This window comes from Microbacterium natoriense (assembly GCF_030816295.1).
Classification (GTDB): domain Bacteria; phylum Actinomycetota; class Actinomycetes; order Actinomycetales; family Microbacteriaceae; genus Microbacterium; species Microbacterium natoriense_A.
Genome location: NZ_JAUSXV010000001.1, coordinates 529,656 through 554,607, shown reverse-complemented (window position 1 = coordinate 554,607; position 24,952 = coordinate 529,656). Strand labels below are relative to the sequence as shown.

General features: G+C 65.6%; 21 protein-coding genes. 14 read left to right on the top strand and 7 right to left on the bottom strand.

Going from position 1 to position 24,952, the window contains the following annotated elements; translation table 11 throughout:
• Window positions 1–31 precede the first annotated feature (31 nt).
• From QFZ53_RS02590 to dnaA, 3 genes are all read right to left on the bottom strand, one after another.
• On the bottom strand, window positions 32–769 hold the full coding sequence (locus QFZ53_RS02590) for a cohesin domain-containing protein (RefSeq protein WP_307293189.1): 738 nt from the start codon (window positions 767–769) through the stop codon (window positions 32–34).
• A gap of 327 nt (window positions 770–1,096) precedes the next feature.
• A complete protein-coding gene (gene dnaN / locus QFZ53_RS02585; RefSeq protein ID WP_292910464.1) occupies window positions 1,097–2,239 on the bottom strand; it encodes a DNA polymerase III subunit beta in 1,143 nt (380 codons plus the stop codon).
• 530 nt (window positions 2,240–2,769) lie between these two features.
• The gene (gene dnaA / locus QFZ53_RS02580; protein WP_373426313.1) at window positions 2,770–4,038 is read right to left on the bottom strand and encodes a chromosomal replication initiator protein DnaA; all 1,269 of its coding nucleotides are present in this window, start codon (window positions 4,036–4,038) and stop codon (window positions 2,770–2,772) included.
• 441 nt (window positions 4,039–4,479) lie between these two features.
• On the opposite strand from dnaA, the gene rpmH reads away from it, so the two are divergent.
• The 10 genes from rpmH (at window position 4,480) to QFZ53_RS02530 (ending at window position 13,596) form a co-directional block, all read left to right on the top strand.
• On the top strand, window positions 4,480–4,617 hold the full coding sequence (rpmH, locus tag QFZ53_RS02575; RefSeq protein ID WP_292910460.1) for a 50S ribosomal protein L34: 138 nt from the start codon (window positions 4,480–4,482) through the stop codon (window positions 4,615–4,617).
• Window positions 4,618–4,623: 6 nt separating this feature from the next.
• Window positions 4,624–4,968, top strand: coding sequence for a ribonuclease P protein component (gene rnpA, locus QFZ53_RS02570; RefSeq protein ID WP_292910458.1), 345 nt, complete (start codon window positions 4,624–4,626; stop codon window positions 4,966–4,968).
• Window positions 4,965–5,315, top strand: a complete 351-nt coding sequence (yidD, locus tag QFZ53_RS02565) for a membrane protein insertion efficiency factor YidD (protein ID WP_292910456.1) — start codon at window positions 4,965–4,967, stop codon at window positions 5,313–5,315. Before rnpA ends, yidD begins: the two co-directional genes overlap by 4 nt.
• Before the next feature lie 3 nt (window positions 5,316–5,318).
• Complete coding sequence (yidC, locus tag QFZ53_RS02560; protein ID WP_292910454.1) at window positions 5,319–6,389, top strand: membrane protein insertase YidC; 1,071 nt, start codon at window positions 5,319–5,321, stop codon at window positions 6,387–6,389.
• On the top strand, window positions 6,386–6,877 hold the full coding sequence (locus QFZ53_RS02555; protein WP_292910452.1) for a Jag family protein: 492 nt from the start codon (window positions 6,386–6,388) through the stop codon (window positions 6,875–6,877). Before yidC ends, QFZ53_RS02555 begins: the two co-directional genes overlap by 4 nt.
• A gap of 39 nt (window positions 6,878–6,916) precedes the next feature.
• Window positions 6,917–7,549, top strand: a complete 633-nt coding sequence (gene rsmG / locus QFZ53_RS02550) for a 16S rRNA (guanine(527)-N(7))-methyltransferase RsmG (RefSeq protein WP_307293174.1) — start codon at window positions 6,917–6,919, stop codon at window positions 7,547–7,549.
• A gap of 2,308 nt (window positions 7,550–9,857) precedes the next feature.
• Window positions 9,858–10,778, top strand: coding sequence for a ParA family protein (locus QFZ53_RS02545; protein WP_307293172.1), 921 nt, complete (start codon window positions 9,858–9,860; stop codon window positions 10,776–10,778).
• Window positions 10,778–11,746, top strand: a complete 969-nt coding sequence (locus QFZ53_RS02540) for a ParB/RepB/Spo0J family partition protein (RefSeq protein ID WP_307293169.1) — start codon at window positions 10,778–10,780, stop codon at window positions 11,744–11,746. Before QFZ53_RS02545 ends, QFZ53_RS02540 begins: the two co-directional genes overlap by 1 nt.
• 62 nt (window positions 11,747–11,808) lie before the next feature.
• A complete protein-coding gene (locus QFZ53_RS02535; RefSeq protein ID WP_307293167.1) occupies window positions 11,809–13,257 on the top strand; it encodes a sugar porter family MFS transporter in 1,449 nt (482 codons plus the stop codon).
• A 9-nt stretch (window positions 13,258–13,266) separates the two neighbouring features.
• Window positions 13,267–13,596 carry a tryptophan synthase subunit alpha gene (locus QFZ53_RS02530; protein WP_292908476.1) on the top strand — a complete coding sequence of 110 codons (330 nt, stop codon included), beginning with the start codon at window positions 13,267–13,269 and terminating at the stop codon, window positions 13,594–13,596.
• 60 nt (window positions 13,597–13,656) lie between these two features.
• On the opposite strand, the gene trxA is transcribed toward QFZ53_RS02530, so the two are convergent.
• From trxA to QFZ53_RS02510, 4 genes are all read right to left on the bottom strand, one after another.
• Window positions 13,657–13,980 carry a thioredoxin gene (gene trxA / locus QFZ53_RS02525; RefSeq protein WP_292908478.1) on the bottom strand — a complete coding sequence of 108 codons (324 nt, stop codon included), beginning with the start codon at window positions 13,978–13,980 and terminating at the stop codon, window positions 13,657–13,659.
• Window positions 13,981–14,048: 68 nt separating this feature from the next.
• A complete protein-coding gene (trxB, locus tag QFZ53_RS02520) occupies window positions 14,049–15,023 on the bottom strand; it encodes a thioredoxin-disulfide reductase (protein WP_307293159.1) in 975 nt (324 codons plus the stop codon).
• A 148-nt stretch (window positions 15,024–15,171) separates the two neighbouring features.
• Window positions 15,172–16,788 carry a murein biosynthesis integral membrane protein MurJ gene (murJ, locus tag QFZ53_RS02515; protein WP_307293157.1) on the bottom strand — a complete coding sequence of 539 codons (1,617 nt, stop codon included), beginning with the start codon at window positions 16,786–16,788 and terminating at the stop codon, window positions 15,172–15,174.
• The gene (locus QFZ53_RS02510; protein ID WP_307293155.1) at window positions 16,785–18,980 is read right to left on the bottom strand and encodes a DUF6049 family protein; all 2,196 of its coding nucleotides are present in this window, start codon (window positions 18,978–18,980) and stop codon (window positions 16,785–16,787) included. The genes murJ and QFZ53_RS02510 overlap by 4 nt, the downstream gene beginning before the upstream one ends.
• A gap of 97 nt (window positions 18,981–19,077) precedes the next feature.
• On the opposite strand from QFZ53_RS02510, the gene QFZ53_RS02505 reads away from it, so the two are divergent.
• The 4 genes from QFZ53_RS02505 (at window position 19,078) to QFZ53_RS02490 (ending at window position 24,701) form a co-directional block, all read left to right on the top strand.
• The gene (locus tag QFZ53_RS02505; protein WP_307293154.1) at window positions 19,078–20,604 is read left to right on the top strand and encodes a DUF7059 domain-containing protein; all 1,527 of its coding nucleotides are present in this window, start codon (window positions 19,078–19,080) and stop codon (window positions 20,602–20,604) included.
• Window positions 20,605–20,654: 50 nt separating this feature from the next.
• The gene (locus QFZ53_RS02500) at window positions 20,655–21,710 is read left to right on the top strand and encodes an LLM class flavin-dependent oxidoreductase (protein WP_307293151.1); all 1,056 of its coding nucleotides are present in this window, start codon (window positions 20,655–20,657) and stop codon (window positions 21,708–21,710) included.
• A gap of 63 nt (window positions 21,711–21,773) precedes the next feature.
• Entirely contained in the window at window positions 21,774–22,694 is a 921-nt protein-coding gene (locus QFZ53_RS02495) for an alpha/beta fold hydrolase (protein ID WP_307293149.1), read from the top strand.
• Between the two features lie 69 nt (window positions 22,695–22,763).
• On the top strand, window positions 22,764–24,701 hold the full coding sequence (locus QFZ53_RS02490; protein WP_307293146.1) for a carboxypeptidase regulatory-like domain-containing protein: 1,938 nt from the start codon (window positions 22,764–22,766) through the stop codon (window positions 24,699–24,701).
• Window positions 24,702–24,952: the final 251 nt, after the last annotated feature.

The following is a 24,952-nucleotide window of genomic DNA, read 5'->3' as shown; positions in this document are numbered from 1 at the left end:
AGAGTGGCTACTGCTCGGCCGATTCCGCTTCTCATCGGGTCCTCCTGCGGGCGAGCATGAGAGCGGCGCCGCTGACGATCGCCACCGCGGCGATGCCTCCGGCGATCAGCCAGGGAGCGGCATCTGCACCGGTCGTGGCGAGAGGACCGGTGCCGCCGCCTGCGTTCACGGGATCTCCGCCGACGGATCCGGTACCGCTGCCGGTGCCGTTTCCCGTCGTACCGGCCGAGGCGGAGCCGGTGTCTTCATCGGCGGTGATCTCGACGGATGCGGCCAGCCCCGCGGCGTCGATGGCCGAAGCGGTTCCCGCGGAGTCGACGACGCGACCTTCGGACATCGTGATGTCAGCCGTTCCCGGAGCGATCGCCGTGAACGTCAGGGTGACGAGCACCTGATCTCCGGTGAGACCGGGCGACGTTCCGAGGCGAGTCGCCACGACCGAGACCCGCCCGCCTTCGTCGGTGGCGGTTGCGAATCCGCCGGCCGGCGTCACGTCGCTGTCGGCGACGAAGGTGAGCAGCGCGGGGTCGTAGGCGAGATCGAGATCGTAGGCGTAGGCGTCGACGAGACCCGCGGCAGATGCCGTCACGGTGAGGGAGTCGCCGACGGCCACGGTGAGAGGGGCGGCAGTGATCGTGATCGAGTCATACGCGGCACCCTCCGCAGCTGCCGCCGTGCTCGCGGTACCGAGAAGGAGTGCGACGGATGCCGCGAGCGTCAGACCCGCGGCAAGTGTTCGGGGAAGGCGGGCAGGGTGTTTTTCCGGCATGCGAGGCATCCTTCGTCTGGGAAGACGAGCTCGGCCGCACGGCTATGCGGAGCAGCCGTGCTCTTCGGGTACGGCTGACTCTCGCAGGATGATGTTTCGTGCACTCTGCGCGGCGATTTCCGCCACGTAACGCACGAGCCCGGTGCATTCGGGCATGAGCGGGTGCCGTCGGGAAGTCTCGGACCGCGCAGCAGAAGGCGCTTTCCGGGTGCGAATCCGCACCCTTCTAGGCGCGGGGGCGTCGATGAGAGCGGAAACCGTCGTCAGGAACGATCCTGCGGCGGACTCAGTCAGCGCCCAGACCGGTCACGGCGGACCGAGCCGACCTCAGCGGAGGAGGAGGTTGGGCTGCAGCAGGTACTTGAACGAGTCGAGCCCGGCCTGATCCACCGAGGTCTGGCTGGTGATGAGCACGGGGCTGAGCTTGTTGGCGTTGTCGCTCGAGGTGAACGTGACGCGCACGAACTCGCTCTTCACAGCGCCGAGCGCCTCGGTCAGGTACTGCGGGTTCAGGCCGAGCGTCACCTCATCGCCGCCGTGCAGGATCGCATCGACCGATTCCGACGCCCGCGCGTGCTCGCTGCCGGAGGCGTCCATGGTCACGCTGTCGCTCGTGAACGTGAATCGCAGCGGAGCCGCACGGTCGAGCACGAGGGAGACGCGGCGGACCGCCTCGATGAGATCAGCGGTGTTGACGACCGCGTAGTGATCGGTCTGCTCGGGGAACAGGCGCCGAACCGGCGGGAAGTTCCCCTTGATCAGCAGAGAGGTCACGGTCTTGTTGCCGGCCGTGAAGGCGATGATCTCGCGGTCGCCCGCTCCGGAGAACGCGACCTGGATCGTGCCGGCATGCCCGAACGTCTTGCCGACTTCGACCAGAGTGCGGGCGGGAACGAGAGCGCTGGATTCGACGGCCTCACCGTCCCACGGCACGTCACGCAGCGACACGCGGTAGCGGTCGGTGGCCACGAGGCTCAGGTTCTGGCCCGAGACCTCGAGCTGCACGCCGGTGAGGACAGGAGTCACGTCGTCGCGAGACGCAGCGAAGCCGACCTGAGAGATCGCGGTGCCGAAATCGTCTGCCGGAACGACGCCTGAGGTGCCGCTCACCTCCGGGATCGACGGGTATTCCTCAACAGGCATGGCCGCGAGCGTGAAGCGCGCGGATCCGCAGGTGACCGCGATGCCGCCGTCTTCCTCGACCGCGATCTCGATCGGGGCGTTCGGCAGTCGGCTGGCGATGTCGGAGAGCAGCCGACCGTGAACCAAGATCGTGCCCGGTGTGTCGACCGTGGCTTCGATCGTCGTGCGGGCCGACGCCTCGTAGTCGAACGCCGACAGGGTCAGACCGGAGCCGTCCGCTTCGATCAGCACTCCGGCAAGGATCGGCTGGGGGTTGCGCTGCGGGAGCAGCTTGACCACGAAGGAGACAGCCTCGCTGAAGACATCGCGGTTGACCTGAAACCTCACGGGTGCTCCTCGTCGTTCTCTGAGCGCCGCATCGCCGGCGGAATGACACGATGTGCGCAGCCCTGCCACTGCAGGGCTTCCCATGCTAGCCCCACAGTCGAACAGTTCCCTACGACTTGTGATTCATGCCGGGGTTCCTGAGCTCGTCGACGGATTTCCACCGTCTGGTGATCGGATCGCGCCTTAAACGGGTTAACTCCTTAACGGTGTTAACAACTGTGGAAACTGTGGATAAGTCGGTGGAAAGCAGACGCGAGTAGGGAACTACACGCCTGTCACTTGTGGAATCCCTGAGGAAACCGCGGGTTCACGGCATCCGCTCACTTGTGGAGCACTACCGAGTTATCCACAGGTTGCCCCGTTAACCCCACAGTCGTCCCGACCTGATCGCGATTCATCCACAAGTTATCCACATGTGTGCAAACCCCGTATCCGGTGCCTCAGATGCCTGTCAAGTCGGCAAAAAGGGGGACACAGCGTCCGTGAAGACGCCGTATCCCCCTTTTCGAGGTGAGACGGATGCGGGGCGCTCAGCGCCGACCGAGCTGCGTGGTGATTTCGGTCACCTGGTTGTAGATCGAGCGTCGTTCCTTCATGAGGTCGCTGATCTTCTTGTACGCGTACATCACCGTGGTGTGATCGCGATTGCCGAAAAGTTGGCCGATCTTCGGCAGCGACAGGCTCGTGCGTTCGCGGCACAGATACATGGCGATCTGGCGGGCCGTAGCGATCTGCTGCGATCTGCTCGAACCGTAGAGGTCGTCGACCGTGAGCTTGAAGTACTGCGCCGTGGCGGTGATGATGTCGGTCGGCGAGATGACGTTGTCTTCCGCCGTGTCGATGATGTCGCGCAGAACCGTCTGGGCGAGGGAGATGTCGAGGGCCGAGCGGTTCAGGCTCGCGAAGGCCGACACGCGGATCAGTGCGCCCTCGAGCTCGCGGATGTTCGAGGAGACGACAGTGGCGATGTACTCGAGGACCTCGTCGGGGATGTGCAGCGACTCGCTCTGGGCCTTCTTGCGGAGGATCGCGATGCGCGTCTCGAGGTCGGGCGCCTGCACATCGGTGATGAGGCCCCACTCGAAACGACTGCGCATCCGATCTTCGAATCCGGTGAGGAGCTTCGGGGCGACATCGCTGGTGATCACGACCTGCTTGTTGTGGTCGTGCAGCGTGTTGAATGTGTGGAAGAAAGCCTCTTGAGTCTCCGCCCGTCCCTGCAGGAACTGGATGTCGTCGATGAGGAGGATGTCGACCTCGCGGTATCGAGCCTGGAAGGCGGCGCCGCGGTTGTTCGCGATCGAGTTGATGAAGTCGTTCGTGAACTCCTCGCTCGAGACGTACCGCACCTTGACGCCGGCATACAGCGATTGCGCGTAGTCGCCGATCGCGTGCAGGAGGTGGGTCTTGCCGAGACCCGAGTCGCCGTAGATGAAAAGCGGGTTGTACGCCTTGGCCGGAGCTTCTGCGACGGCGACTGCGGCGGCATGGGCGAATCGGTTGGACTGACCGATCACGAAGTTGTCGAACGTGTACTTCGGGTTCAGTCGCGATTCGTGGCGCAGCGCGGTCGGCTGCTCCATGGGCGATTCCGGCCGCTGCTGCTCCTGGCGGCCGTAGTCGGCGACTGCGATCGATGCGGTGGGCTGCTCTGCGAGCTCGTGGTTCACGACGACCCGGTACGAGGTGACCTCTTCGCCGACGTGGGCGAGTGCCTCCATGATCGGCAGGCGCAGACGCTTGTTGATCTGCGCCGCTGTGAGGTCGTTGGGGACTTCGAGATAGAGGGTCGCGGCCATCACGCCTGCAGGAACCGCCAGGCTCAGGAATCCCTGAAGCTGGGGGGTCACCCGGTCGTCCGCCTCGAGAAGATCCTGCACAGTGGTCCAGATCGGGACGTCGGGCTGGGCAGGTGATGACATGACGCTCCGGGCAGGGATCGAGTGGGAAGGCACGAGAACGCGTCCCCCCTGTGGATAACTTCGGTTGCCACGGTAGTCACCTGTGGACAGAACGGCAACCTGCCCCTGTGAATCCGCGGGCGTGTTGTGCTCGACGGACCGCGCGGGGTTGTGGATAATGGCTGTGCGGATTTCGGAGGATGACAAGCCTGTGAGCGCGCAGATTTGCTCTGCGCGCCGGCAGGACGTACCCTTAATCGGTTGACTTATGCCTGAACGGCAGATCCCTATGTCTCCGGTCGAAACTGATTCCGGTGACAGCATTCCCGGAGTGATTCCATGACTAAGCGCACCTTCCAGCCCAACAACCGTCGCCGCGCCAAGAAGCACGGCTTCCGTGCTCGCATGCGGACCCGCGCAGGCCGCGGCATCCTCGCTGCTCGCCGCGCGAAGGGCCGCGTCGAGCTCTCCGCGTAAGCCACTGTGCTCGCCCGCCCGTTCCGGCTGACCCGCGGGAGCGACTATCGACTGGTCGTTCGACGCGGTGCCCGTTGTGGCGGGTCGCGCGTCGTGACCTCGATGTTGTCGACGGGCGAGAGCAGAGTTCCGCGGTTCGGGTTCATCATCAGCAAACAGGTGGGCACCGCAGTGGTGCGCAACACCGTTCGCCGGCGACTCAAAGCCGTGTGCGCGGAGGCGCTCCCGCGTGTCCCCGAGGGCACGGATGTCGTCATCCGTGCCCTTCCTGCATCCGCGACCGCGAGCTACGCCGAGCTGAGCGCAGACGTGAATCGCTGCATCGGACGCCTCGAGCGGATGCCGGCATGAGCGCGCTGCCGGCCACCTCGATCGGTACGGCTCGGATGCAGTCGGCTGATCTCGCACGCAGCATCCCGCTGATCCCACGAAATCTCGTGCTGGGCTTTCTTACGGCGTACCGCTCGGTCATCTCGCCGTTGTACGGCGATGTGTGTGCGTACTATCCGTCCTGCTCGGCTTACGCTGTAGGTGCGGTGCAACAGCACGGCGCTGTGAGGGGGACTGCTCTCTCGGCATGGCGCATCCTCCGCTGCAACCCCTGGACTCGCGGAGGCGTCGACGACGTCCATCCGCACGAACACTTCCGCTACGACCTGACCCCCCGCGGTTTCGTCGTCCCTGCCCGAAAGGACTGATCGGTGGGTCTTGACCTCCTGCTCGCCAGTGCGACACCCAGCCCGGCACCTGCCGCGGGTGGATTCGACCTGCTCGGAACCATCCTCTGGCCGCTGAAGTGGGTGGTCGAGCTCGTGCTCGTCGCCTGGCACTGGCTGCTCACCGCCGTGGGTCTGCCTGCGGCATCCGGTCTGACCTGGGTGCTGTCGATCATCGGTCTCGTGATCGTCGTCCGCGCTGCGGTCACGCCGCTCTTCGTCAAGCAGATCAAGAGCCAGCGCAAGATGATGGAAATCGCTCCTGAACTGCGAAAAGTCCAGGAGAAGTACCGCGGCAAAAAGGATCAGCTCAGTCGTGAGGCGATGAGCCGCGAGACCATGGCCCTGTACAAGAAGCACGGCACGACACCGATGTCGAGCTGCCTTCCGCTGCTTGTGCAGATGCCCGTGTTCTTCTCGCTCTACAGCGTGCTGAGCGACGTCAAGAAGCACGCTGAGCACGGTATCGGCGGTGTCGGCCTCCTCAGCCCGGAGCTGACCAAGGAGTTCTACGACGCCAAGCTTTTCGGTGTGGCCTCCCTGCACGAGACCCTCGGCAACGCGTGGGAGACGCAGAACACCACGGCGATCGTCATTCTGGTGACTCTCGTCGTCCTGATGATCGGATCGCAGTTCTACACGCAGCTGCAGATCATCTCGAAGAACCTGTCGCCCGAGGCCAAGACCGGCCAGGCATACCAGATGCAGAAGATCATGCTCTACGTGCTGCCGCTGGGCTTCATCTTCTCGGGTGTGTTCTTCCCGCTCGGCGTGGTCGTGTACTGGTTCATCTCGAACCTGTGGACCATGGGGCAGCAGTTCGTCGTCATCCGCGAGATGCCGACTCCCGGTTCCGAGGCGGCCAAGGCCCGCGAAGAGCGACTGGCTCGCAAGGGCAAGGCGATCAACTCGGAAGGCAAGGTCGTTCCGATGTCCGTTTATGAGGCAGAGCAACAGCGACTGGTGGCCGAGGTCGAGAAGGCGAAGGCCGAGGCTCCGAAGCGTCAGCAGCCGGTAGGCAAGAAGCGTGCGAAGAAGAAGGGTCCAGGCGCATGAGTGAGAACGTGATCGAAGCCACTGAGCCGACGGTCGCTCAGCTCGAGAACGAGGGCGATGTCGCCGCGGACTTTCTCGAGGAGTTGCTGGATATCGCCGACATCGACGGTGACCTGAACCTCGACGTCCGCCAGGGCCGCGCCTACGTGTCGGTCGAAGCTGAGGGAGATGGACTCGCGCTGCTGTCGGCGCCCGACACCGTGCAGGCCCTGCAGGAGCTCACCCGTCTTGCGGTGCAGAGCAAGACCGGATCGTTCTCGCGCCTGATCCTTGACATCGGTGGATCGCGCGACACCCGTCGACGTCAGCTGGAGACGCTCGTGAATGCCGCAGCTGTGAAGCTCGACGAAGGTGCATCGCAGGCGTCGCTGCCGGCGATGTCGAGCTACGAGCGGAAGCTGGTCCATGACATCGCGGCCGAGCGTGGTCTCGTGTCGGAGTCGTACGGAGAGGGCGCCGACCGCCACACCGTACTGCGCCGTCGTTGATGTTTCACGTGAAACATTGGTGAACACGAAGTGAGTGCGATGGATGCCGCTGCTGAAGTAGAGCTGGAGCCGGCGACCGCGGCCGAGCTTTTCGGCGACCGGATCGACGTCGCACGCCAGTTCACGGATGCACTCGCCCGCGAGGGGGAGGAGCGTGGTCTGATCGGACCGTTGGAGCTTCCTCGTCTGTGGACGCGGCACATCCTCAACAGCGTGATCGCGGCGCCGCTCTTTCATGGACGTGTCGCCGACATCGGTTCAGGTGCTGGTCTGCCCGGTCTGGTGCTTGCGATCGCACGCCCCGACGTGCGCTGGACGTTGATCGAGCCGATGGAACGGCGTGTGACCTGGTTGAACGAGCAGGTAACGGCACTCGGACTGGAGAACGTCGAGGTGCTGCGCGCGCGGGCTGAAGACGTTCGCTCAGCCGAGGGATTCGATGTCGTCACCGCACGTGCCGTCAGTGCGCTGCGCACTCTGGTCCCGATCACCGCACCGCTCGTGCGAGACGGCGGTGAGCTCGCGTTCCTCAAAGGGCTGAACGTCGAGAACGAGATCGACGCCGCTCAGAAGGCCATCAAGAAGCATCGTCTGTCGAACGTGCGCGTCGAGGTTCTCGGCGAAGGTGTGCTGGGGGAGACCACGCGAGTGTTGCGCGCTACTGTTCGCTGACCTCATCGCAGTTGGATGTTTCACGTGAAACATCAATGCGTTTGACTGGCGGTTGTGGCTACCGGCGGGTCATCCGCGCGGAACGACATCGTTCTGTGATTGAAGAGCGAGATCCTCCGGGGTTGCCGAACTGTGCATTCGGTGAGGAATCCGGCACCCTGAGTACCCGTGGGATTCGTCTTCGAGGCAAGGGTAAGGTGCAGCGCGCCAACTCACGCTCCGTCCGCGATGGACAACAGTATCCGGATAGTGGTGAGAGCGACGCGCCCGATACACTCCGACCTTCGGTGTTTTTATCGGCATGCCCGCAGGTGGCTTCTTGAAGTACCCGTTTCACGTGAAACGGTGGCGCGGGGGAGCTTACGTCCGCAGAAGCGTGGTCGTCACGTTCTGATCGTGCGGTGAGCGTTGGGCCCTCCGTCTGTTCTCACCGCCAGTGCGGTTCTCTGAGCTGTGCGGTTCGGGATCCTCTCCTGATTGCATCTATCGAGGTGCCTGCTGCGCAACTATGACCGTCGGACTGTCGTCTAAGCCTGCTCGTCGGCGAAGGTACGGAGGCCCAATGTGTTCGCACTACGGGAGCGGTGCAGCTCGTTACGAGGGCAGAACCGCGGGGCTGATACGACGTGTTTCACGTGAAACATCATCGCTGGGTGCTGATTGATCGCGAATCTTCTGCCATGCCGTGCACGCGGTGACTTAAGGAGAGGTTTCACGTGAAACATCTCTAGATAACGCGCAGGTGAGTGCCTCATTGCGATGACGAAGTGAGACCCGCAGTGATCGCACAGTACGAGTGGGGTTCAGATCATCCGTTTCGAGTACGCGCCATCGGTCGATTTGGGTCAGGAGACCACTGCTAGTGATCGCGACGGAGTGTGATGGCAAGGTCGTGATCTGAGGGCGCCATCTGTATGCGTCCGACGCCGCGCCGGATGTCGCTGTTGGTCGTAGACCGACGTCTCGGACGACAGAGCCGACGATCGCGGATTCGATTGCGCCATCGACGACATCGATGACCATAATCTCCGCTGCCGTCAACGCACTGCCGCACGTTGACGGACAGACGGATGGTGAGTTGCGTCACGACTCCATCAACAGTTGTGCCCTGACGGAACCTTGTCCACGATCCGTGGGGTGGTTGGAGTCATCCGGGTCCAATCTTCACGGCCGCGGATCGATGAGGCCTCGCAGTAGCGCGGTGTTGTCTGGTGCAGGGGCACTCGTTCTATCAGAGCGGTGAGACTGTCGAAAATCGAGCCTGCAGTGGAAGCAACGAGGTTGTCCAGTGTTTCACGTGAAACACTGGACCCTTTGCCGCCCGCCGTGTCCGACACTGTCGCTGTCGGCACGAAACGTGGATCGGTTATGTGAAGGTCGGGCTGTGTGGGTATGAACCCAAGATGCGCTGAGTTGGAGGTGTTTGGCGACCGCGTTCCTCGGATGGCACTGCTCATAGTGACAAGGAAAGCGGCAAGGAAGGGGAGTGGTGGCGAGTGATACGCGGGTTCTGGCCTGCAACACCGAGCAGCTGTTGGATTGCCAGGGTGGGACCCGACGACGTGGGCTGATCTCTGAAGACCGACATTGAGTCGGTAGAGGTTCGAGACGTGTGGTTTCACGTGAAACATCATGTGTAGAACTCGCCCTTGTACCGGAAATGTCGACGTGGGCAGGAGAAGGAGAGGACCACGAGAGGTTCCACTCTCGGATCCAGGCCGGGGTGTCCGTTGCGAGAGCACGGCACACTCGCGTCTACAACCGGCGCGGTTCCGCGACGATCGGCGGACGCGGATAGGTCTCCGGAGGAGGCGCCGACGAGAACACAAAGAACCTCTTCCCAATCCGAGCTTTATCGCGGGTGCGTGCCGGTGACACCTGTTGGCATTCCCGCCTGCGCACGCCCGGATCGGATGAGGGGAGTCCGAGTGTGATCTGCGGGTTACAAGGACGCACCCCGTCTGGGGGAGCGTTTCACGTGAAACACCCGTTACATCTGCCCGTCGCCTAGTGCGTACCTGGAGCGGAACCTGACGCCGTCCACAAGGCGGTGACGTGCCCGACAGTCACCCAACGTGCCTGCGCGAGAGAACGAACCGGTAACGTGCGACTTCCACGCTGAGCGGTCCATGAACGCGCGCAGGAAAGTTGCGAACTAGTTCCTGGATCCGAGCTGCGACGGGGGAGGACCCCTCTCAGAGAGGGTGGAGATGCACTCCACAAGCCAGCAGCGTGGGAATCGACGCGGCCAGGAGACGAGAGCGTCGGCTGTTGCAGTTAGAGTGGAACACGGCCCCGAAAGGAGTGGATGTTTCACGTGAAACAATCCGAAAAGGAATCGCCGAACACCTTCGGGATCGACACCCCGCTCGCACGGGAGATCGCCGACCTGAGCGCTCGTCGCCGGGTTCTCGAAGAGGTCACGATCGAGTTCACCGGGGAGACCCGCATCCTCACGGTGTCGAACCAGAAGGGCGGCGTCGGCAAGACGACCACGGCGGTGAACATCGCTTCCGCTCTCGCCGGACTCGGCGCGAAGGTCCTCGTGATCGACCTCGACCCGCAGGGAAACGCCTCGACCGCGCTCGGTGTCACGCACACCACCGAAGTCTCGAGCATCTACGACGTCTTGATCAACGAGATGCCGCTGGCTGAGATCGTGCAGCAGAGCCCCGAGAATGAGAATCTCTTCTGCGCGCCGAGTACGATCCATCTGGCTGGAGCCGAGATCGAGCTCGTCGCCCAGGTCGCCCGCGAGCACCGCCTGCGACGGGCGCTGCACGAGTACCTGGAACACCACCCGGTCGACTTCGTGATCATCGACTGCCCGCCTTCTCTTGGTCTCCTCACGATCAACGCCTTCACCGCAGCATCCGAGGTCTTCATCCCGATCCAGTGCGAGTACTACGCGCTGGAGGGACTGAGCCAGCTTCTCGGGAGCATCCAGATGATCCAGAAGCACCTGAATCCCTCGCTCCACTTGTCGACCATCCTTCTGACGATGTTCGACGGGCGCACCCGGCTGGCCCACCAGGTGGCCGAAGAGGTGCGCACACACTTTCCGACGCAGGTCCTCGACACCGTGATTCCGCGCTCTGTGCGGGTCTCGGAGGCGCCGAGCTTCGGACAGACCGTGATCGCCTACGATGGGCAGTCCGCCGGCGCCGTCGCCTACCGCGAGGCCGCCGTCGAGATCGCGTCGCGTGCGACGCAGAGCAAGGAGAAATGATGGCGAAGCGCACAGGGTTGGGCCGGGGCATCAGCGCCCTCATTCCCACCGCAGATCAGGCCGAGCGCCCGGTGGACGTGTTCTTCCCAGGGGCATCGATCCAGAAGCTGGCGGAGGCGCAGCAGATCGAGGCGGATGCCGCGGCCGAACTCGAGCCGGTGCCCGGCATCCATCTGATTCAGATCGATCCGAATGAGATCGTCCCGAACCCGCGACAGCCGCGTACGCACTTCGACGCTGAACACCTTGCCGAGCTCGTGCACAGCGTCCGAGAGTTCGGCGTGATGCAGCCTGTCGTCGTCCGCAAGAACAGCGACGGCGCCTACGAGCTCATCATGGGTGAGCGCCGTACGCGCGCCGCACGCGAGGCCGGTCTGGCGTCGATTCCGGCCGTCGTGCGGGACACGGCCGATGAGGACCTGCTGCGAGACGCGCTGCTCGAGAACCTGCATCGCTCCGAGCTGAACCCTCTGGAAGAAGCCTCGGCATACCAGCAGCTGCTCGAGGATTTCGGCATCACGCAGGAGGAGCTTGCGACGCGTATCGGGCGCTCGCGTCCTCGCATCAGCAACACCATCCGTCTGCTCAAACTGCCCGTGCCCGTACAGCAGCGTGTGGCCGCCGGTGTTCTGAGCGCAGGCCACGCCCGCGCCATTCTGAGCCTCGACAATCCCGAGGCGATGCAGCGTCTCGCCGACAAGGTCGTCAACGAAGACCTTTCTGTGCGCGCCACCGAGGTCGCCGCCAAGACCGAGCCGACGTCTCCGACCCGCACTGCGAAGGCCACGCCCGGCGCTCGTCGCGCGTACCTCGACGAGGTGGCCGGCAAGCTCGGCGACCGCCTCAACACCCGCGTGAAGATCGCTCTCGGTGCGAGGAAAGGCCAGGTCACGATCGAGTTCTCGTCGATCCAGGATCTGAATCGAATTCTAGATGAGCTCGGCGAAGAGGGCTACGGCAGGAGCTGAGGACCCGGTGACGGGTCGTTTCGCCTAGACTCGCGTCATCTTCGACGATGAGGGGGAAAGTCATGTCCAAGGTTCAGACCCCAGCCGGATTCCAGAGGCGAGTGGTCGCGGTCAGCATCGCCGCAGCCCTCGGCGGATTCCTGTTCGGATTCGACACCGCGATCATCAACGGCGCCGTCGACGCCCTGGCCGGGAACGTGTCAGGCTTCGACCTCAACGTCGGGCTGAAAGGGTTCGCGGTGTCGTCCGCACTGATCGGCTGCGCAGTCGGCGCGTGGTTCGCCGGGCCCATCTCGAACAAGTACGGGCGCATCCCCGTCATGGTCGTAGCGGCGGCGATGTTCCTCATCTCCTCGATCGGGTCGGGGCTCGCGTTCAGCGTGGTGGACCTCATCATCTGGCGCGTGATCGGCGGATTCGGAGTCGGCGCCGCATCCGTCATCGCGCCCGCCTACATCGCCGAGGTGTCGCCGGCGAAGATCAGAGGGCGACTGGGATCGCTGCAGCAGCTCGCGATCGTCACCGGAATCTTCGCCTCTCTGCTCACCGACGCGTTGCTCGCCGGGATCGCTGGCGAGGCAGCAGCTCCGCTGTGGGGCCTCACCGCCTGGCGCTGGATGTTCATCTCGGCAGCCCTTCCCGCCCTCGTCTACGGCATCATGTCGTTGCGTCTGCCGGAGTCCCCGCGGTATCTGGTTCGCAGGGGGGAGATCGAACGGGCATCCGAGGTGCTGTCGACGGTCACCGGAACCCTCGACGTGAAGGGCAAGATCAAGGAGATCACCGACACGATCGATACCGAGCGCAAGGAGTCGCTGCGTGATCTTCGCGGCAGCCGCTTCGGCCTGAAACCGGTGGTCTGGGTCGGCATCCTGCTGTCGGTGTTCCAGCAGTTCGTGGGCATCAACGTGATCTTCTACTACTCGACCACGCTGTGGCAGTCCGTGGGGTTCGACGAGTCGAGTGCACTGCTCACCTCGGTGATCACTTCCGTCACCAACATCGTCGTGACCATCGTGGCGATCCTCCTGGTCGATCGCGTGGGGCGCCGGATCATGCTCCTGGTCGGCTCGATCGGGATGGCTGTCACGCTCGGCCTGATGTCGCTCGCGTTCTCGTTCGGCACCCTCGACGCCGCCGGCTCGGTCACGCTTCCCGATCCGTGGGCGACGGTCGCTCTCATCTGCGCGAACGGCTTCGTGGTCTTCTTCGGCTCGACCTGGGGTCCGCTCGTGTGGGTCCTGCTCGGCGAGATGTTCCCGAACTCCATCCGAGCGGGGGCCCTGGCTGTCGCAGCGGCCGCGCAGTGGGCGGCGAACTTCTTCATCTCGACGACGTTCCCCGCCTTCGCGGAGATCGGACTGACCTTCGCCTACGGCTTCTACGCGTTCTTCGCCCTGCTGTCGTTCTTCTTCGTGTACTTCAAGGTCGCCGAGACGAAGGGCAAGGAGCTCGAGGAGATGACCGACGATGCGAAGGTCGAGCGCCGCACACGCCCTGCACGCGCTTAGGCTGGAGGTATGACAGAGTTCGTTCCCCGCCGCGCCAGCCTCGAAGTGCTGCGTGCTGAGGCGTCGGACGAACTCGCCGTTCTCATCCAGGAGCGGCTGCTCGGGGGAGAGGACCCCTGGGAGTTCATGGAGGAGCTGCCGAGCGTCGACGAGCTCGTCGTCTACCTCCTCCGGGCCGACAACATCGCCGCGAACGACGGGGTGCGACCGAACGAGGCCAGGCACTACCGCGTGCTGCGTCAGATCGCGCTGGAGTATCCCGAGCTGACGCCCGCGGTGTGGGGGCTCCTCGATGAGAAGCAGCGCCATCGCCGTTGGGATCCGACCGTCGCGTCCTGACGGGGACGCAGAGAGGGCCGCCGCCTCCGAAGAGACGACGGCCCGATGTCTGAGGGGGACTCAGCCGATGTAGGCGGCGAGATCCTGCTCGAGGGCGAACTTCGGCTTGGCGCCGATGATGCTCGTCTTGACCTCTCCGCCGACGAAGACCTTCATCGCCGGGATCGACGTGATCTGGTACTGCATCGCGAGCTGCGGGTTCTCGTCGACGTTCAACTTGAGAACGGTGATCTTCTCGGGGTTGTCGGACTGGATCTCGTCCAGAACCGGCGAGACCATGCGACACGGGCCGCACCACTCGGCCCAGAAGTCCACCAGCACGGGACCTTCAGCCTGCAGCACGTCCTGCTCCCAGGTCGCCTGGCTCGTAGCCTTTGCACTCATCAGAGTTTCTCCTTGATTCGAGTTTCGTCCGCTACAACAACGGGCGAGAGGAAAGTGTTCCCGACGCCTCAGGCGACGATTACTTCGGCGGCCTCGGCAGCGGGAACCTCCACCGAGGCGTCATCGAAATCGGCGAGGAAGTGCTCCGCGTCGACGGCAGCCACGGTGCCGGAGCCTGCGGCGGTGATCGCCTGCCGGTAGGTCGGGTCGATCACGTCGCCGGCTGCGAACACACCGGGAACCGAGGTCTTCGACGAGCGGCCGTCGACCCAGATGGTTCCTTCGGCGGTGAGCTCGAGCTTGTCGTGCACCAGGTGCGTGCGGGGATCGTTGCCGATCGCGATGAACAGTCCGTCGAGCGGAAGGTCGCTGAGCGTGCCGTCGACCGTGTTGCGCAGTTGCACTCCGGCGACGGAGTCGCCTCCGAGCACCTCTGCGACCTCGCTGTTCCACACGAACTCGATCTTCTCGTTCGCGAACGCGCGCTCCTGCATGATCTTCGACGCGCGCAGGGAGTCCTTGCGGTGGATCACGTAGACCTTGTCTGCGAAGCGGGTGAGGAACGTGGCCTCCTCCATCGCCGAGTCACCGCCGCCGACGACCGCGATCGTCTTCTGCCGGAAGAAGAAGCCGTCGCAGGTGGCGCACCACGAGACGCCGTAGCCCGAGAGGCGCTCTTCGCCTTCGATGCCGAGCTTGCGGTAGGCGGAGCCGGTCGCATAGATCAGCGCGCGGGTTTCGTGCACCGCGCCGCTGCCGAGCGAGACGGTCTTGACGGGACCGTTCAGGTCGAGCGAGGTGACGTCGTCGTAGAGCACTTCGGTGCCGAACTTCTCGGCCTGCTCCTGCAGCTTCGCCATGAGTTCGGGGCCCTGGATCCCCTCCGGGAAGCCCGGGTAGTTCTCGACCTCGGTGGTGTTCATCAGCTCGCCGCCGACCTCGACCGAGCTCGCGATGAGCAGCGGCTTGAGGCTCGCGCGCGCCGCGTAGATGGCGGCGGTGAACCCGGCTGGGCCCGAGCCGATGATGATGACCTGACGCATGTGCTCTCTCTCTTCCCCGAAAAGGGCGTACGGCTGCTTCAACCAATGGTAACCGCGGGGCATTCCCTGCACAGGAGATCCCCGCGCCTCGGACTGCCGGGGCGCGGGGAGAGCCCTGAGAGGGACTCGGGGGATGGATGCCGTCGGCTCAGCGACCGGGCAGGAACCGGCGCAGCATGCGCGTGGCAGCCGACAGCTCAGGAGCGCGCAGGATCAGCAGCACGACGACGTAGACGATCACGGATGCGAGACCGATCACGCCGGTGCCGACGGCGCCGAGTATGCGGTCGAGGAAGTCGGAGCCGCTGTGACCGACGATCCAGCCACTACCTGCACCGAGAAGGTTGTAGACGCCCCACCCTGCGAGACCAGCAGGAACCGCCGCGATGGCGAAGCGCACGAGGGAGAGAAGCGTCTGTGGAAGCTCGAGTCCACCGAGACGGTTGCGGAGGATCCAGATCGCGACGATGGTCTGCACGATGCCAGCGACCGACTGTCCGAGCGCGATAGCGGCGGCGAGTTGTTCGATCGGCGCGACTGCTCCGGCGATGACCGAGAGGCCGATGATCAATGCGACCTGCACGAGTGTGAAGTAGAAGGGCGTACGGGTGTCTCCGTAGGCGTAGAACGCGCGCTGCACGATGAAGAGCAAAGCCAGCGGCAGAAGGCCGACGAGATAGCAGATCAGAACTGGTGCGGCCTGAACGGCCTGCTCCGCCGTCGTCGTGAAGATGCGGGTTGCAGGAACCGCGGCGACGGCCAGCGCGATTCCCGAGCCGACCACGAACAGCGAGATGATGCGGATGCATCGGGCGACGTCGGAGCGAACGTCATCGTGACGACCTTCGGAGGCGTGCTCGGCGATCTGAGTGAAATAGGGGGTTCCGATGGAGATCGCGAAGATCGAATAGGGAAGCATGAATACAAGCCAGGCGGCCTGCATGAAGAACACCGACGGATGGCCCGTGGACTCCGACACGATCGTGCTCTGCACCAGCCCCGCGAGCTGACCGGCGATCACCATGAGGAATGTCCAGCCGGCCAGTGTGCCGACATGGCGAAGGCCCACGCCGCGCCAGCGGAAGTCGGGTCGCAGCCTCAGGCCGGTGCGCCTCCACGAGAACAGCAGCAGGCCAGCCTGCAGTGCGATCCCGAGGGTGGCGGTTCCGCCGAGCACGGCGATCATCGTCGGATCCCACATCTCGACCAGGTTGCGGTCGTTGCCGAACATGGCGATGAAGATCAGGAATCCGATGATCGAGACGACGTTGTTGACGATCGGAGCCCAGGTGTACGGCCCGAAGACTCGTTTGGCGTTGAGTGTTTCGCCGATCAGAGCGTAGAGGCCGTAAAAGAAGATCTGCGGCAGGCACCAGTAAGCGAATGCCGTCGCGAGCGCGAGCTGATCGGGCGAGTACCCCTTGGCGTAAATGAAAACCAACCACGGTGCGAGAAGAATCGCGACCGCTGTCGCGGCGAGGAACACGACGGTGCCGAGAGTGAACAGCTTCGAGATGTATGCCCGGCCTCCATCCTTGTGCGCGCCTGCCTTGACGATCTGAGGGATGATCACGGCCGTGAGGATGCCGGTCTGGATGATGGTGAAGACGTTGTTGGGAAGCTGGTTCGCGACACCGAAGGCATCTCCTGCCTTGCTGATGCTTCCGATCGCCGCCACCAGCACGATCGTCCGCACGAGGCCCGTGACGCGCGAGACGAGGGTGCCGGCACCCAGAAGGGCGCTGGCGCGGCCGAGACTGCTCACTGGGGATCCTTCGCGGGGTCTGCGGGCTCTGCGGGGTCTGTGGGGTCCGACGGGACATCCACGGCCGTCGGCTCCACTTCGGTCGACGGGGCCCTCACCGCCGCGGCATCCACCGACGCGGCATCCGCCGACGAAGCATCCGCCGTCTCGACATCCTCACCCTTGCGTCGCCGTCGCAGCGTGCGCACGACACCGAGGACGATCAGGATGACGATCAGGCTGCCGAAGATGGCGAGGCCGATGCCCTCCCACTCGGCGCGCACCGAGACACGTACGGTCTGCGACTGGCCGAGGGGCACTCCGGTGGGACTCGTGAGAGACAGGCGCAGGTCGAGCTCTCCGCTGCCGACCCTGGCCGACACGGGCACCTTGACCCTGGTGGTCGTCCCGGCCGGGATCGTCGCGCGGGTGACCGACTCCACCTCGAGGCGCGGATCGCTCGGCAAGACGGTGAGCACGACGTTCACGGGCCACGGGAGATCGTTGCGCACACCGAACGGCAGGTCGGCGTTCGCCGACAGCAGCTGGATCGTGCTCGACTGCGGGATGTCGACCGAGGCCAGCGTGTCACGCGTCGCCTGCCGGTGGTCGCCCAGAGCCTCGTCGAACCTCGTGGAGCTGAGGCCGGCGGCGATCGTCCGCATGATGCGGATGCGCTCGGGGCTCAACAGCACCTGCGGGTCGTCGAGAATCGTGGAGAACTGACCGAGTGTCTGCTCCTCCGAGAGGAGCAGCTGCAGCGAGGCGCCCCGGTCGTCGTCGATCTCCCCGTCCACCGACGCGGGGGCCGCAGGCGTGGAGCGCAGCGAGGTGAGATCGACACCCGGCGAATCGGTCGTCGTGACGACCTCGCGCAGCGCATCGGCCGTGCGGTTCTCGTCGCGGTCGAGCCCGACCGCTAGGGGTGTCGAGGTCGTCTGCCCTGCGAGGAACAGATAGGCGTTGGCTGCGGCCAGAGACTGCGCGCGGGCGTCGGCGTCGGACTCTCCGGCCGCCTCTGACAGGGCATCGGATGCCGCGGCATCCGTCACGAGCACGTCTTCTGCCCCGGCCAGCACGTGCCCGGTCGTCGCGCCGTCGAGCGCGGTCGAGGGCAGGATGGTCGTCGCCGTCCCGGCGAGATAGGTGCGGAATGCGGCGAGGTCGTCGGCGGTGACATCCGCCCGCGGCCAGAGGATTCCCTCGGCCGCACCCTCGATCGTCGTCAGGGCCGCGTCGTCCGGCAGCATCGGGCCGTCGGTGGCCGCCGGCGACGGCGTGCCTGTCGGGGTCGGGAGGGCAGACGCGGGGGGAGCGGAGGCGAAGTTCGCCGGGTCGAGGAAGGGCGCGAGAGTCGTCGGCGTCAGCAGGGCTGGTAGATCGGCCTGCGCCTGGGTCGTGGCGTCGGCGTCGCCGAACTGCAGCGCGAACCGCTCGTTCGGCAGGTTCTCGAGGCGCGTCAGCCATTCGACCGCAGTCGTGGGTGCGGCGGAACCCAGTACGCGGATGGCGGCGACGATCGCAGGGTCGATCGCGAGCACGGCCGAGGTGCCGCTGACGCCGTCGAGTTGCGCCGTGAGGTCGCCGTCGGCCGCCGTGAGCTCCGTCAGCTCGTCCGAGCCGAGAAGGGCGGCTCCGTCTGCCGGGGTCGCGGTGATCGGCACGAACACGGTCACGGGCGGGTGCGGATCAGCCGAGATCACCAGAACGCTCGTCGTCGAGACGTCTTCGCCCGACGCGCCGTCGGTGCCGCTCAACGCGGCTCGCACGGGGTAGACGCCGGGCGTGAGAGTCGCCAGGAGATCCTGAGAGATGCCGATGCTGGTCGTCGAGGACGACCCCGCATCCACCGGTTCGGTGCTGTCTTCGGCGATCACGTCGAACTCACCCGCAACCTCGCCCGAGTCGAGCCAGGAGCCGACGGCGTCGGCCCCCGCCAGCGGGGTGCGGTTGATCGAGACCGTCACACGGCCCGAAGACAGCGAGGTGTCGGCGTCGTTCTGCACGGTGACGGATGCCGTCGTCGACAGCCCGGGGGAGAGGACACCGTTCGATCCTGCGGACACATGGAGCACGGGCGGTTCGGAGTCGCTCTTCTGCGCTGCCTGTGCGACGGGACTGGCGACGACGCCGATGCCCAGTGCCATCGCGAAGGCGACGGTTCCGCAGGCGAGGCGCGCGCGGAAACCGTTCTCGGGGATGGTCACGGTCATGGGGGTCTTCCTCGAACGCCCGAGAAGGGGCTGATCGTGAGTGCTGACCTTGTGATTCTAGGTGGGCGCGTAGGAGAGATCCCTGAAGACGCGTAGAGTGACGGCCGTGTCCGACAGTGCTCCCCCCACGCCCGACCCCCTGTTGTGCGCCGCTCTGGCGGCCGATCTCGATTCGGCCGACTTCCGCTCCGAGCCCTTGCGTCGCCTGTGGGGCGAAGAGGCCGATGACGCGCTCGCCCGGGGGCTGCGGGAGCCGATCCTCCGTGCGATCACCGGCGATGACGGCGTGCTCGCGACGTTGGGCCGGTTGTTCGTCCTGGGCATGCCGCAGCCGCGTGAAGCCGTCGCGACAGCTCTGGCGCACGTGGGAGTCGACGGGCTCGGGAGCCTGGGTCTGGCCGTCGCCGACCGGGATTCCGTGCGTCCCACTGCGCTGCTGCGACCGCAGTCGTTCGTCGACGCAGACGGCATCGGCGAGTGGTGGATCGCGAGCGATCTCGACGAGGTCGCCCTCGACGGACCGCTTCCGGCCGACCACGTCCTCGGTGTCGGCGGCGCCTCACGCACGCTCGCTGAGATCGTGACGCCCATCGAGGTCGACCGCGCCCTCGATCTCGGCACGGGATGCGGCATCCAGGCTCTCCTCGTCGCGCGGCACGCGGCATCGGTCGTCGCCACCGACATCTCTGTTCGCGCGCTCGCCTTCGCCGAGCTGAACGCGCTGCTCAACGGGGTGCGCAACATCGAGTTCCGTCTGGGGAGCATGTTCGAACCGGTCGAGGGCGAGGCGTTCGATCTGATCGTGTCGAACCCTCCGTTCGTGATCACCCCACGGGCTGAGGGCGTGCCCGAGTACGAGTACCGCGACGGCGGCCTGGTCGGCGATGCGCTCGTCGAGAAGTTCGTGCGCAGCGTCGCGGCGTATCTGACCGCGGGCGGCATCGCTCAGCTGCTCGGCAACTGGGAGTCGCGCGACGACGAGCGCGGACTCGACCGCCTCGCATCCTGGGTGCCCGACGACATCGACCTCTGGGCGATCCAGCGCGAAGAGCTGTCGCCCCTCGGATACGCCGAGCTGTGGATCCGTGACGGCGGCACCACTCCGCGTGATGCCGCGTTCACGCCGCTGCTGTCCGCGTGGCTCGACGACTTCGCCGTTCGCGGCGTCACGGCCGTCGGATTCGGCTATGTCCTGCTGCGGCGTCCGCGGTCGTCGAGTGCAGGCTCGACTCGTGCGCCGCTGCGGAGGACGGAGCGGATGCCGCAGCCGGTGTCGAACGTCGGCGGAGCGCTGCGTCAGGGGCTAGCCGCCCACGATCTGATCGCCGAGGGCGGATTGCCCGACACCCTGATCACGGCCGCCGATGTCACCGAGGCGCGGCATCTGCTGCCCGGCAACGATGACCCGAGCGTGATCGAGCTGCGCCAGGGCGGCGGTTTCGGCCGCACGGTCGCCGTCGACCCCGCGCTCGCCGCGTTCGTCGGCGCATGCGATGGCGAACTGACCGTGGTCCAGATCGTCTCCGCCCTCGCCGACCTCTTCGAGGTGCCGCTGGCAGATCTGTGGGCCGACATCGAGCCCCGCATCCGCCAACTCGTGCTCGACGGTTTCCTGCTCGGCTGAGTGGTGCTCGAGAAGGGAATAGCGCAGCATCCATTCTGTTGCATATAAACATGAAGGCTTTCGGATTCCTCTCGTTCGGTCACTACGCCGACGTGCCCGGTTCGTCGACGCGCACGGCCGGCGACATGCTGAAGCAGACCATCGAGATCGCCGAGGGCGCGGATGAGATCGGCGTCAACGGGGCGTATGTGCGCGTGCACCACTGGGCGCGCCAGGCCGCGTCTCCCATGCCTCTGCTGAGCGCCATGGCTGCGCGCACCAAGCGCATCGAAGTCGGCACGGGCGTCATCGACATGCGGTACGAGAACCCGTTCCAGTTCGCCGAAGAGGCCGCCGCCCTCGACTACATCGCCGACGGCCGTATCGCGCTGGGTGTGAGCCGTGGTTCACCCGAGACGGCGTTGCGCGGCTACGAGACCTTCGGATTCGTCGACGAGGAGGACACCGAGCGCGGCAGCGTGATGGCCCGTGAGAAGTTCGACCTGTTCCTCGAGGCGATCGACGGAGCCAGGGTCGCACCGGGGGACCCGCGGATGGTCGGGGCGGGTCACTACCTGTCGATCGAGCCGCAGTCTCCCACGCTGCGCGATCACATCTGGTGGGGAGCCGGCTCGCGCGCAACCGCTGAGGACACCGGGCGCAAGGGGCTCAACCTGATGAGCTCGACACTGCTCACCGAGGCGACCGGGCAGCCGTTCCATGAGCTGCAGCGGGAGCAGATCGATCTGTTCCGCGCCGCTTACAAGGAGGCCGGCCACACGGGTTCGCCACGTGTCTCGGTCAGCCGCAGCGTGTTCCCCCTCGTGTCCGACATGGATCGGGCGTACTTCGGGCTCCGCAGCGAGGAGAACGCCGACCAGGTCGGCATCATCGACGGATTCCGCTCCACCTTCGGCAAGACCTATGCCGCAGAGCCGGACGTGCTGATCCAGCAGCTCCTCGCCGACGAGGCCGTGATGGCCGCAGACACCCTCATGCTCACGATCCCGAATCAGCTCGGCCCCGCGTACAACCTGCACGTGCTCGAGTCGTTCGCGACGCACGTGGCACCGGCACTCGGATGGAAGCCGAACACGGAGGGTCCCGTTCAGGGCGACCCGGTTTGAGCAGGTCCGCGGCGTCCGCTTCGCGGAACCAGTGGTGGTGCGTGCGGCTGTAAGGTGCACAGCGTGGAGCATCCTTTCGCGCATCTGAAGACCGAGATCCTCGACCTGGCCTTCGAACGCCGCGGTGAACGAGGCGGGTTCCCGGTGATCCTCCTTCACGGCTTCCCGTACGATCCCCGCAGTTTCGACGTCGTGGCCGACCAGCTCGCTCAGAACGGCGCGGATGTGATCGTGCCCTATCTGCGTGGGTACGGACCGACTCGTTTCCGCTCGGATGACACTCGCCGTTCGGGACAGCAGGCCGCGCTTGCCCGCGACCTGGGCGATCTCATCGATGGGCTGCATCTTGACAGGCCGATCGTCGCCGGATTCGATTGGGGAGGCCGCGCCGCCTGCGCCGCAGCGGTGCTGTGGCCGCAGAATGTGGGCGGACTGGTCGCCATCGGGGGTTACAGCGTCTACGACCCGCGGGTGATGGCGTCTGTGCCGGACGTGCCGGAACTCGAGGCCAGGGACTGGCATCAGTGGTATTTCCAGCTTGAACGCGGGCGAGAGGGATTGGCACGGTATCGTCGCGAACTCGCCCGGCAGCTGTGGAGCGAGTGGTCGCCGCAGTGGCGCTTCGAGGAGCAGACGTTCGAGGAGACGGCGGCCTCGTTCGACAATCCGGACTTCGTGGATGTGGTCGTGCATTCCTATCGGGTGCGATACGGACTTGCATCCGGAGACCCCGCATTTGAGTCGATGGAGGCGACGCTGTCTGCCCGACCACTCATCGACGTGCCGACGATCGTCATCGACCCGACTCAGGATGCGGTCATGCCGCCGTTGTCGCGCGAGGGACACCAAGAGCACTTCACCCAGTTGATCGACTACCGGCTGTCGCCGGCGGGTCACAACACCCCGCAGGAGGACCCGGACACCGTCATCGCTTCGATCCTCGACTTGCACGCCGTCATCCAGTCCCGCTCGCTCTCGCTCTGAGGAGACGCGCCTGGTCACCGGCGAATTCCGACCCTGGCCAAGGCTCCAGCATGCCGGTACTCTGGCGCCATGCGTGCACACCGGGGTGGAATTCTTGCAGGAGTGATCGCGCTCGTGGCGATCGTGATCGGAGCAGTGCCCGCGGCGGCAGCGACGACCACCTCGTGGGCGAGCTGGCAGCCGTTGAGCGGCTCGGCAGGCGCTTACACGTCGTCGGTGCAGATCGCGGCGCAGCCGTTGCTCAGCGCAACGGTCACGAGCGACTCCCGCGGGGGACAGGTCGGCGTCATCTCCGGAGCCTCGACCTGGCTCTCGGAGGGAACGCCGGTCGGAGCGAAGTACGGCAGCAGCATCAACCAGTCGTACGTCAACCTCCGCCCCAAGGCCGATAACGCCACCAGCCCGTCCACGACGACGTACTCGTTCGCGTCGCCCACCCCGGCATCGGGGTGGACGTTCGTGCTCGGCGACATCGACGCCGATTCCGTGCGCATCCACGCCGTGGCGGGCGACGGACACGTTCTCGATGCGACGGAGCTCGGTTTCCGAGGGGGCTTCAACTACTGCGCGCCGGGAGTCGCCGGAAAGCCGTCTTGCACAGGCGTCGCCGCCGACATCCCGAGCTGGGACCCGGCGACGCTCACGCTGACCGGCAATCAGGCGGCTGCCGACACCAGCGGCGCGGCCGCGTGGTTCGAGCCGTCGACCCCGATCAGCTCGCTGACGTTCTTCTTCACGCGGCGCGCCGGCTTCCCCGTGTACCAGACGTGGTTCGCGTCGATCGCGCGTGACATCACCGGCACCGTGACCGACGTCGCAGACGGGCCGCTCGAGGGCGTCGAGCTGACCCTCACCGACGCGAACGGCGCGGTCGTCGGGACCACCACCACGACTGCCGGCGGAACGTACGCGTTCCCGGGATTCGTCGCCACCGACGGCTACACGGTGCGCGTCACGCCGCCGGATGGCAAGATCTCCGAGAGCGCGGTCTCGCAGGACGTCGACCTGACGGACGAAGACGGTGTCGCAGACTTCACCGTGCGCGACATCGTGCCCGTGTCGGTCGAGGGACGCGTCACGGACGTCGACGGGAATCCGATCGCCGGGGTCACCGTGACGATCGACGGCCGCAGCACGACGACGGACGCGGACGGCCGCTACATCATCGACGAGGTCGAGGTCGGAGAGCACACCGCCACGATCACGACCCCCGACGGCTACACGCTCGTGACCTCGGCGCCGCCGTTCACCGTGCCCGAGGACAGCGAGACGCCGATCAGCGGCGTCGACTTCGTCGTCGCCGAGAATCCGTCACTGAGTGGCACCGTGCGATCGAACGGCACCGGCGTCGCGGGCGTCACCGTGACGGCATCCGGACCGGGAGGCTCGATGCTCTCGACCGTCACCGATGCGAACGGCGACTACTCCTTCCCGCGACTGCCCCTCGGCGACTACTCCGTCGGCATCGAGGTGCCTGGCGGGTACATCGCGTCGGGCCCGGTCGCCCGCGATGAGAGCGTCGGCGAGGCCGACGTCGAAGACCTGGACTTCGAACTCGCCCGCCTCGGAGCGATCGACGGCACGGTGCGCACAGACGGCGGAACCCCTGCACCCGGTGTGGCGATCATGGTCGAGGGACCTGACGGCTCGCACTCGCTCACCACGGATGCCGACGGAGCCTACGGTCTGGGCACGCTCCCGCCGGGGACCTACACGATCACGGTCACCGCGCCGTCGGGGAGCACGATCGTCGGAAACGCCACTCGGACCGTCGTGATCACCGCAGCCGGCGAGGTCTTCGGCGAGCAGGACTTCACACTCGCCGCCGTCGTGGTCACGCCCACGCCGACACCGACGCCCACCGACCCGGGGACGAGCGGCAGCACCCGTCTTCCCGCCACGGGTCTCGCGCCCGAGACCTTCCTCTGGGCCGGCATCGGCGCCGCCGTGCTCGTGATCGGCGGAGTGCTCTTCGTGGTCTCGCGTCGCCGCTCGAAGGACGACTGACGAGCGGTCCGCCGTGTGAAGAGTCGGAGTCGCGTGACGACGCGCCGGCGGCGGATGCGGTGGTGCGGCGTGGCGCGCGGAGTCTCCGACTTTCCGCGCGCTGACGCGTGCTGATCCGGCCTCGTGCGCAGGTCAGCCGTCCTTGGGCGGTCCGAAAAGCTCCTCGCCGTGCTCGTGCAGCAGGCGGAACGCATCGGCGAACGTCTCGGCGCGGCGCTGATCGGGACTGACCTCTACATTGAGGGTATGGA

Bases quoted from the DNA above. Each gene is read 5' to 3' on its own strand.
- trxB (WP_307293159.1), bottom strand. From the start codon at position 15,023: ATGCGTCAGGTCATCATCATCGGCTCGGGCCCAGCCGGGTTCACCGCC.
- yidD (WP_292910456.1), top strand. From the start codon at position 4,965: ATGAGCGCGCTGCCGGCCACCTCGATCGGTACGGCTCGGATGCAGTCG.
- dnaA (WP_373426313.1), bottom strand. From the start codon at position 4,038: ATGGCCGCGACCCTCTATCTCGAAGTCCCCAACGACCTCACAGCGGCG.
- QFZ53_RS02530 (WP_292908476.1), top strand. From the start codon at position 13,267: ATGACAGAGTTCGTTCCCCGCCGCGCCAGCCTCGAAGTGCTGCGTGCT.
- rpmH (WP_292910460.1), top strand. From the start codon at position 4,480: ATGACTAAGCGCACCTTCCAGCCCAACAACCGTCGCCGCGCCAAGAAG.
- rsmG (WP_307293174.1), top strand. From the start codon at position 6,917: ATGGATGCCGCTGCTGAAGTAGAGCTGGAGCCGGCGACCGCGGCCGAG.
- QFZ53_RS02555 (WP_292910452.1), top strand. From the start codon at position 6,386: ATGAGTGAGAACGTGATCGAAGCCACTGAGCCGACGGTCGCTCAGCTC.
- QFZ53_RS02590 (WP_307293189.1), bottom strand. From the start codon at position 769: ATGCCGGAAAAACACCCTGCCCGCCTTCCCCGAACACTTGCCGCGGGT.
- QFZ53_RS02540 (WP_307293169.1), top strand. From the start codon at position 10,778: ATGGCGAAGCGCACAGGGTTGGGCCGGGGCATCAGCGCCCTCATTCCC.
- QFZ53_RS02545 (WP_307293172.1), top strand. From the start codon at position 9,858: ATGTTTCACGTGAAACAATCCGAAAAGGAATCGCCGAACACCTTCGGG.
- QFZ53_RS02535 (WP_307293167.1), top strand. From the start codon at position 11,809: ATGTCCAAGGTTCAGACCCCAGCCGGATTCCAGAGGCGAGTGGTCGCG.
- QFZ53_RS02490 (WP_307293146.1), top strand. From the start codon at position 22,764: ATGCGTGCACACCGGGGTGGAATTCTTGCAGGAGTGATCGCGCTCGTG.
- QFZ53_RS02510 (WP_307293155.1), bottom strand. From the start codon at position 18,980: ATGACCGTGACCATCCCCGAGAACGGTTTCCGCGCGCGCCTCGCCTGC.
- QFZ53_RS02500 (WP_307293151.1), top strand. From the start codon at position 20,655: ATGAAGGCTTTCGGATTCCTCTCGTTCGGTCACTACGCCGACGTGCCC.
- trxA (WP_292908478.1), bottom strand. From the start codon at position 13,980: ATGAGTGCAAAGGCTACGAGCCAGGCGACCTGGGAGCAGGACGTGCTG.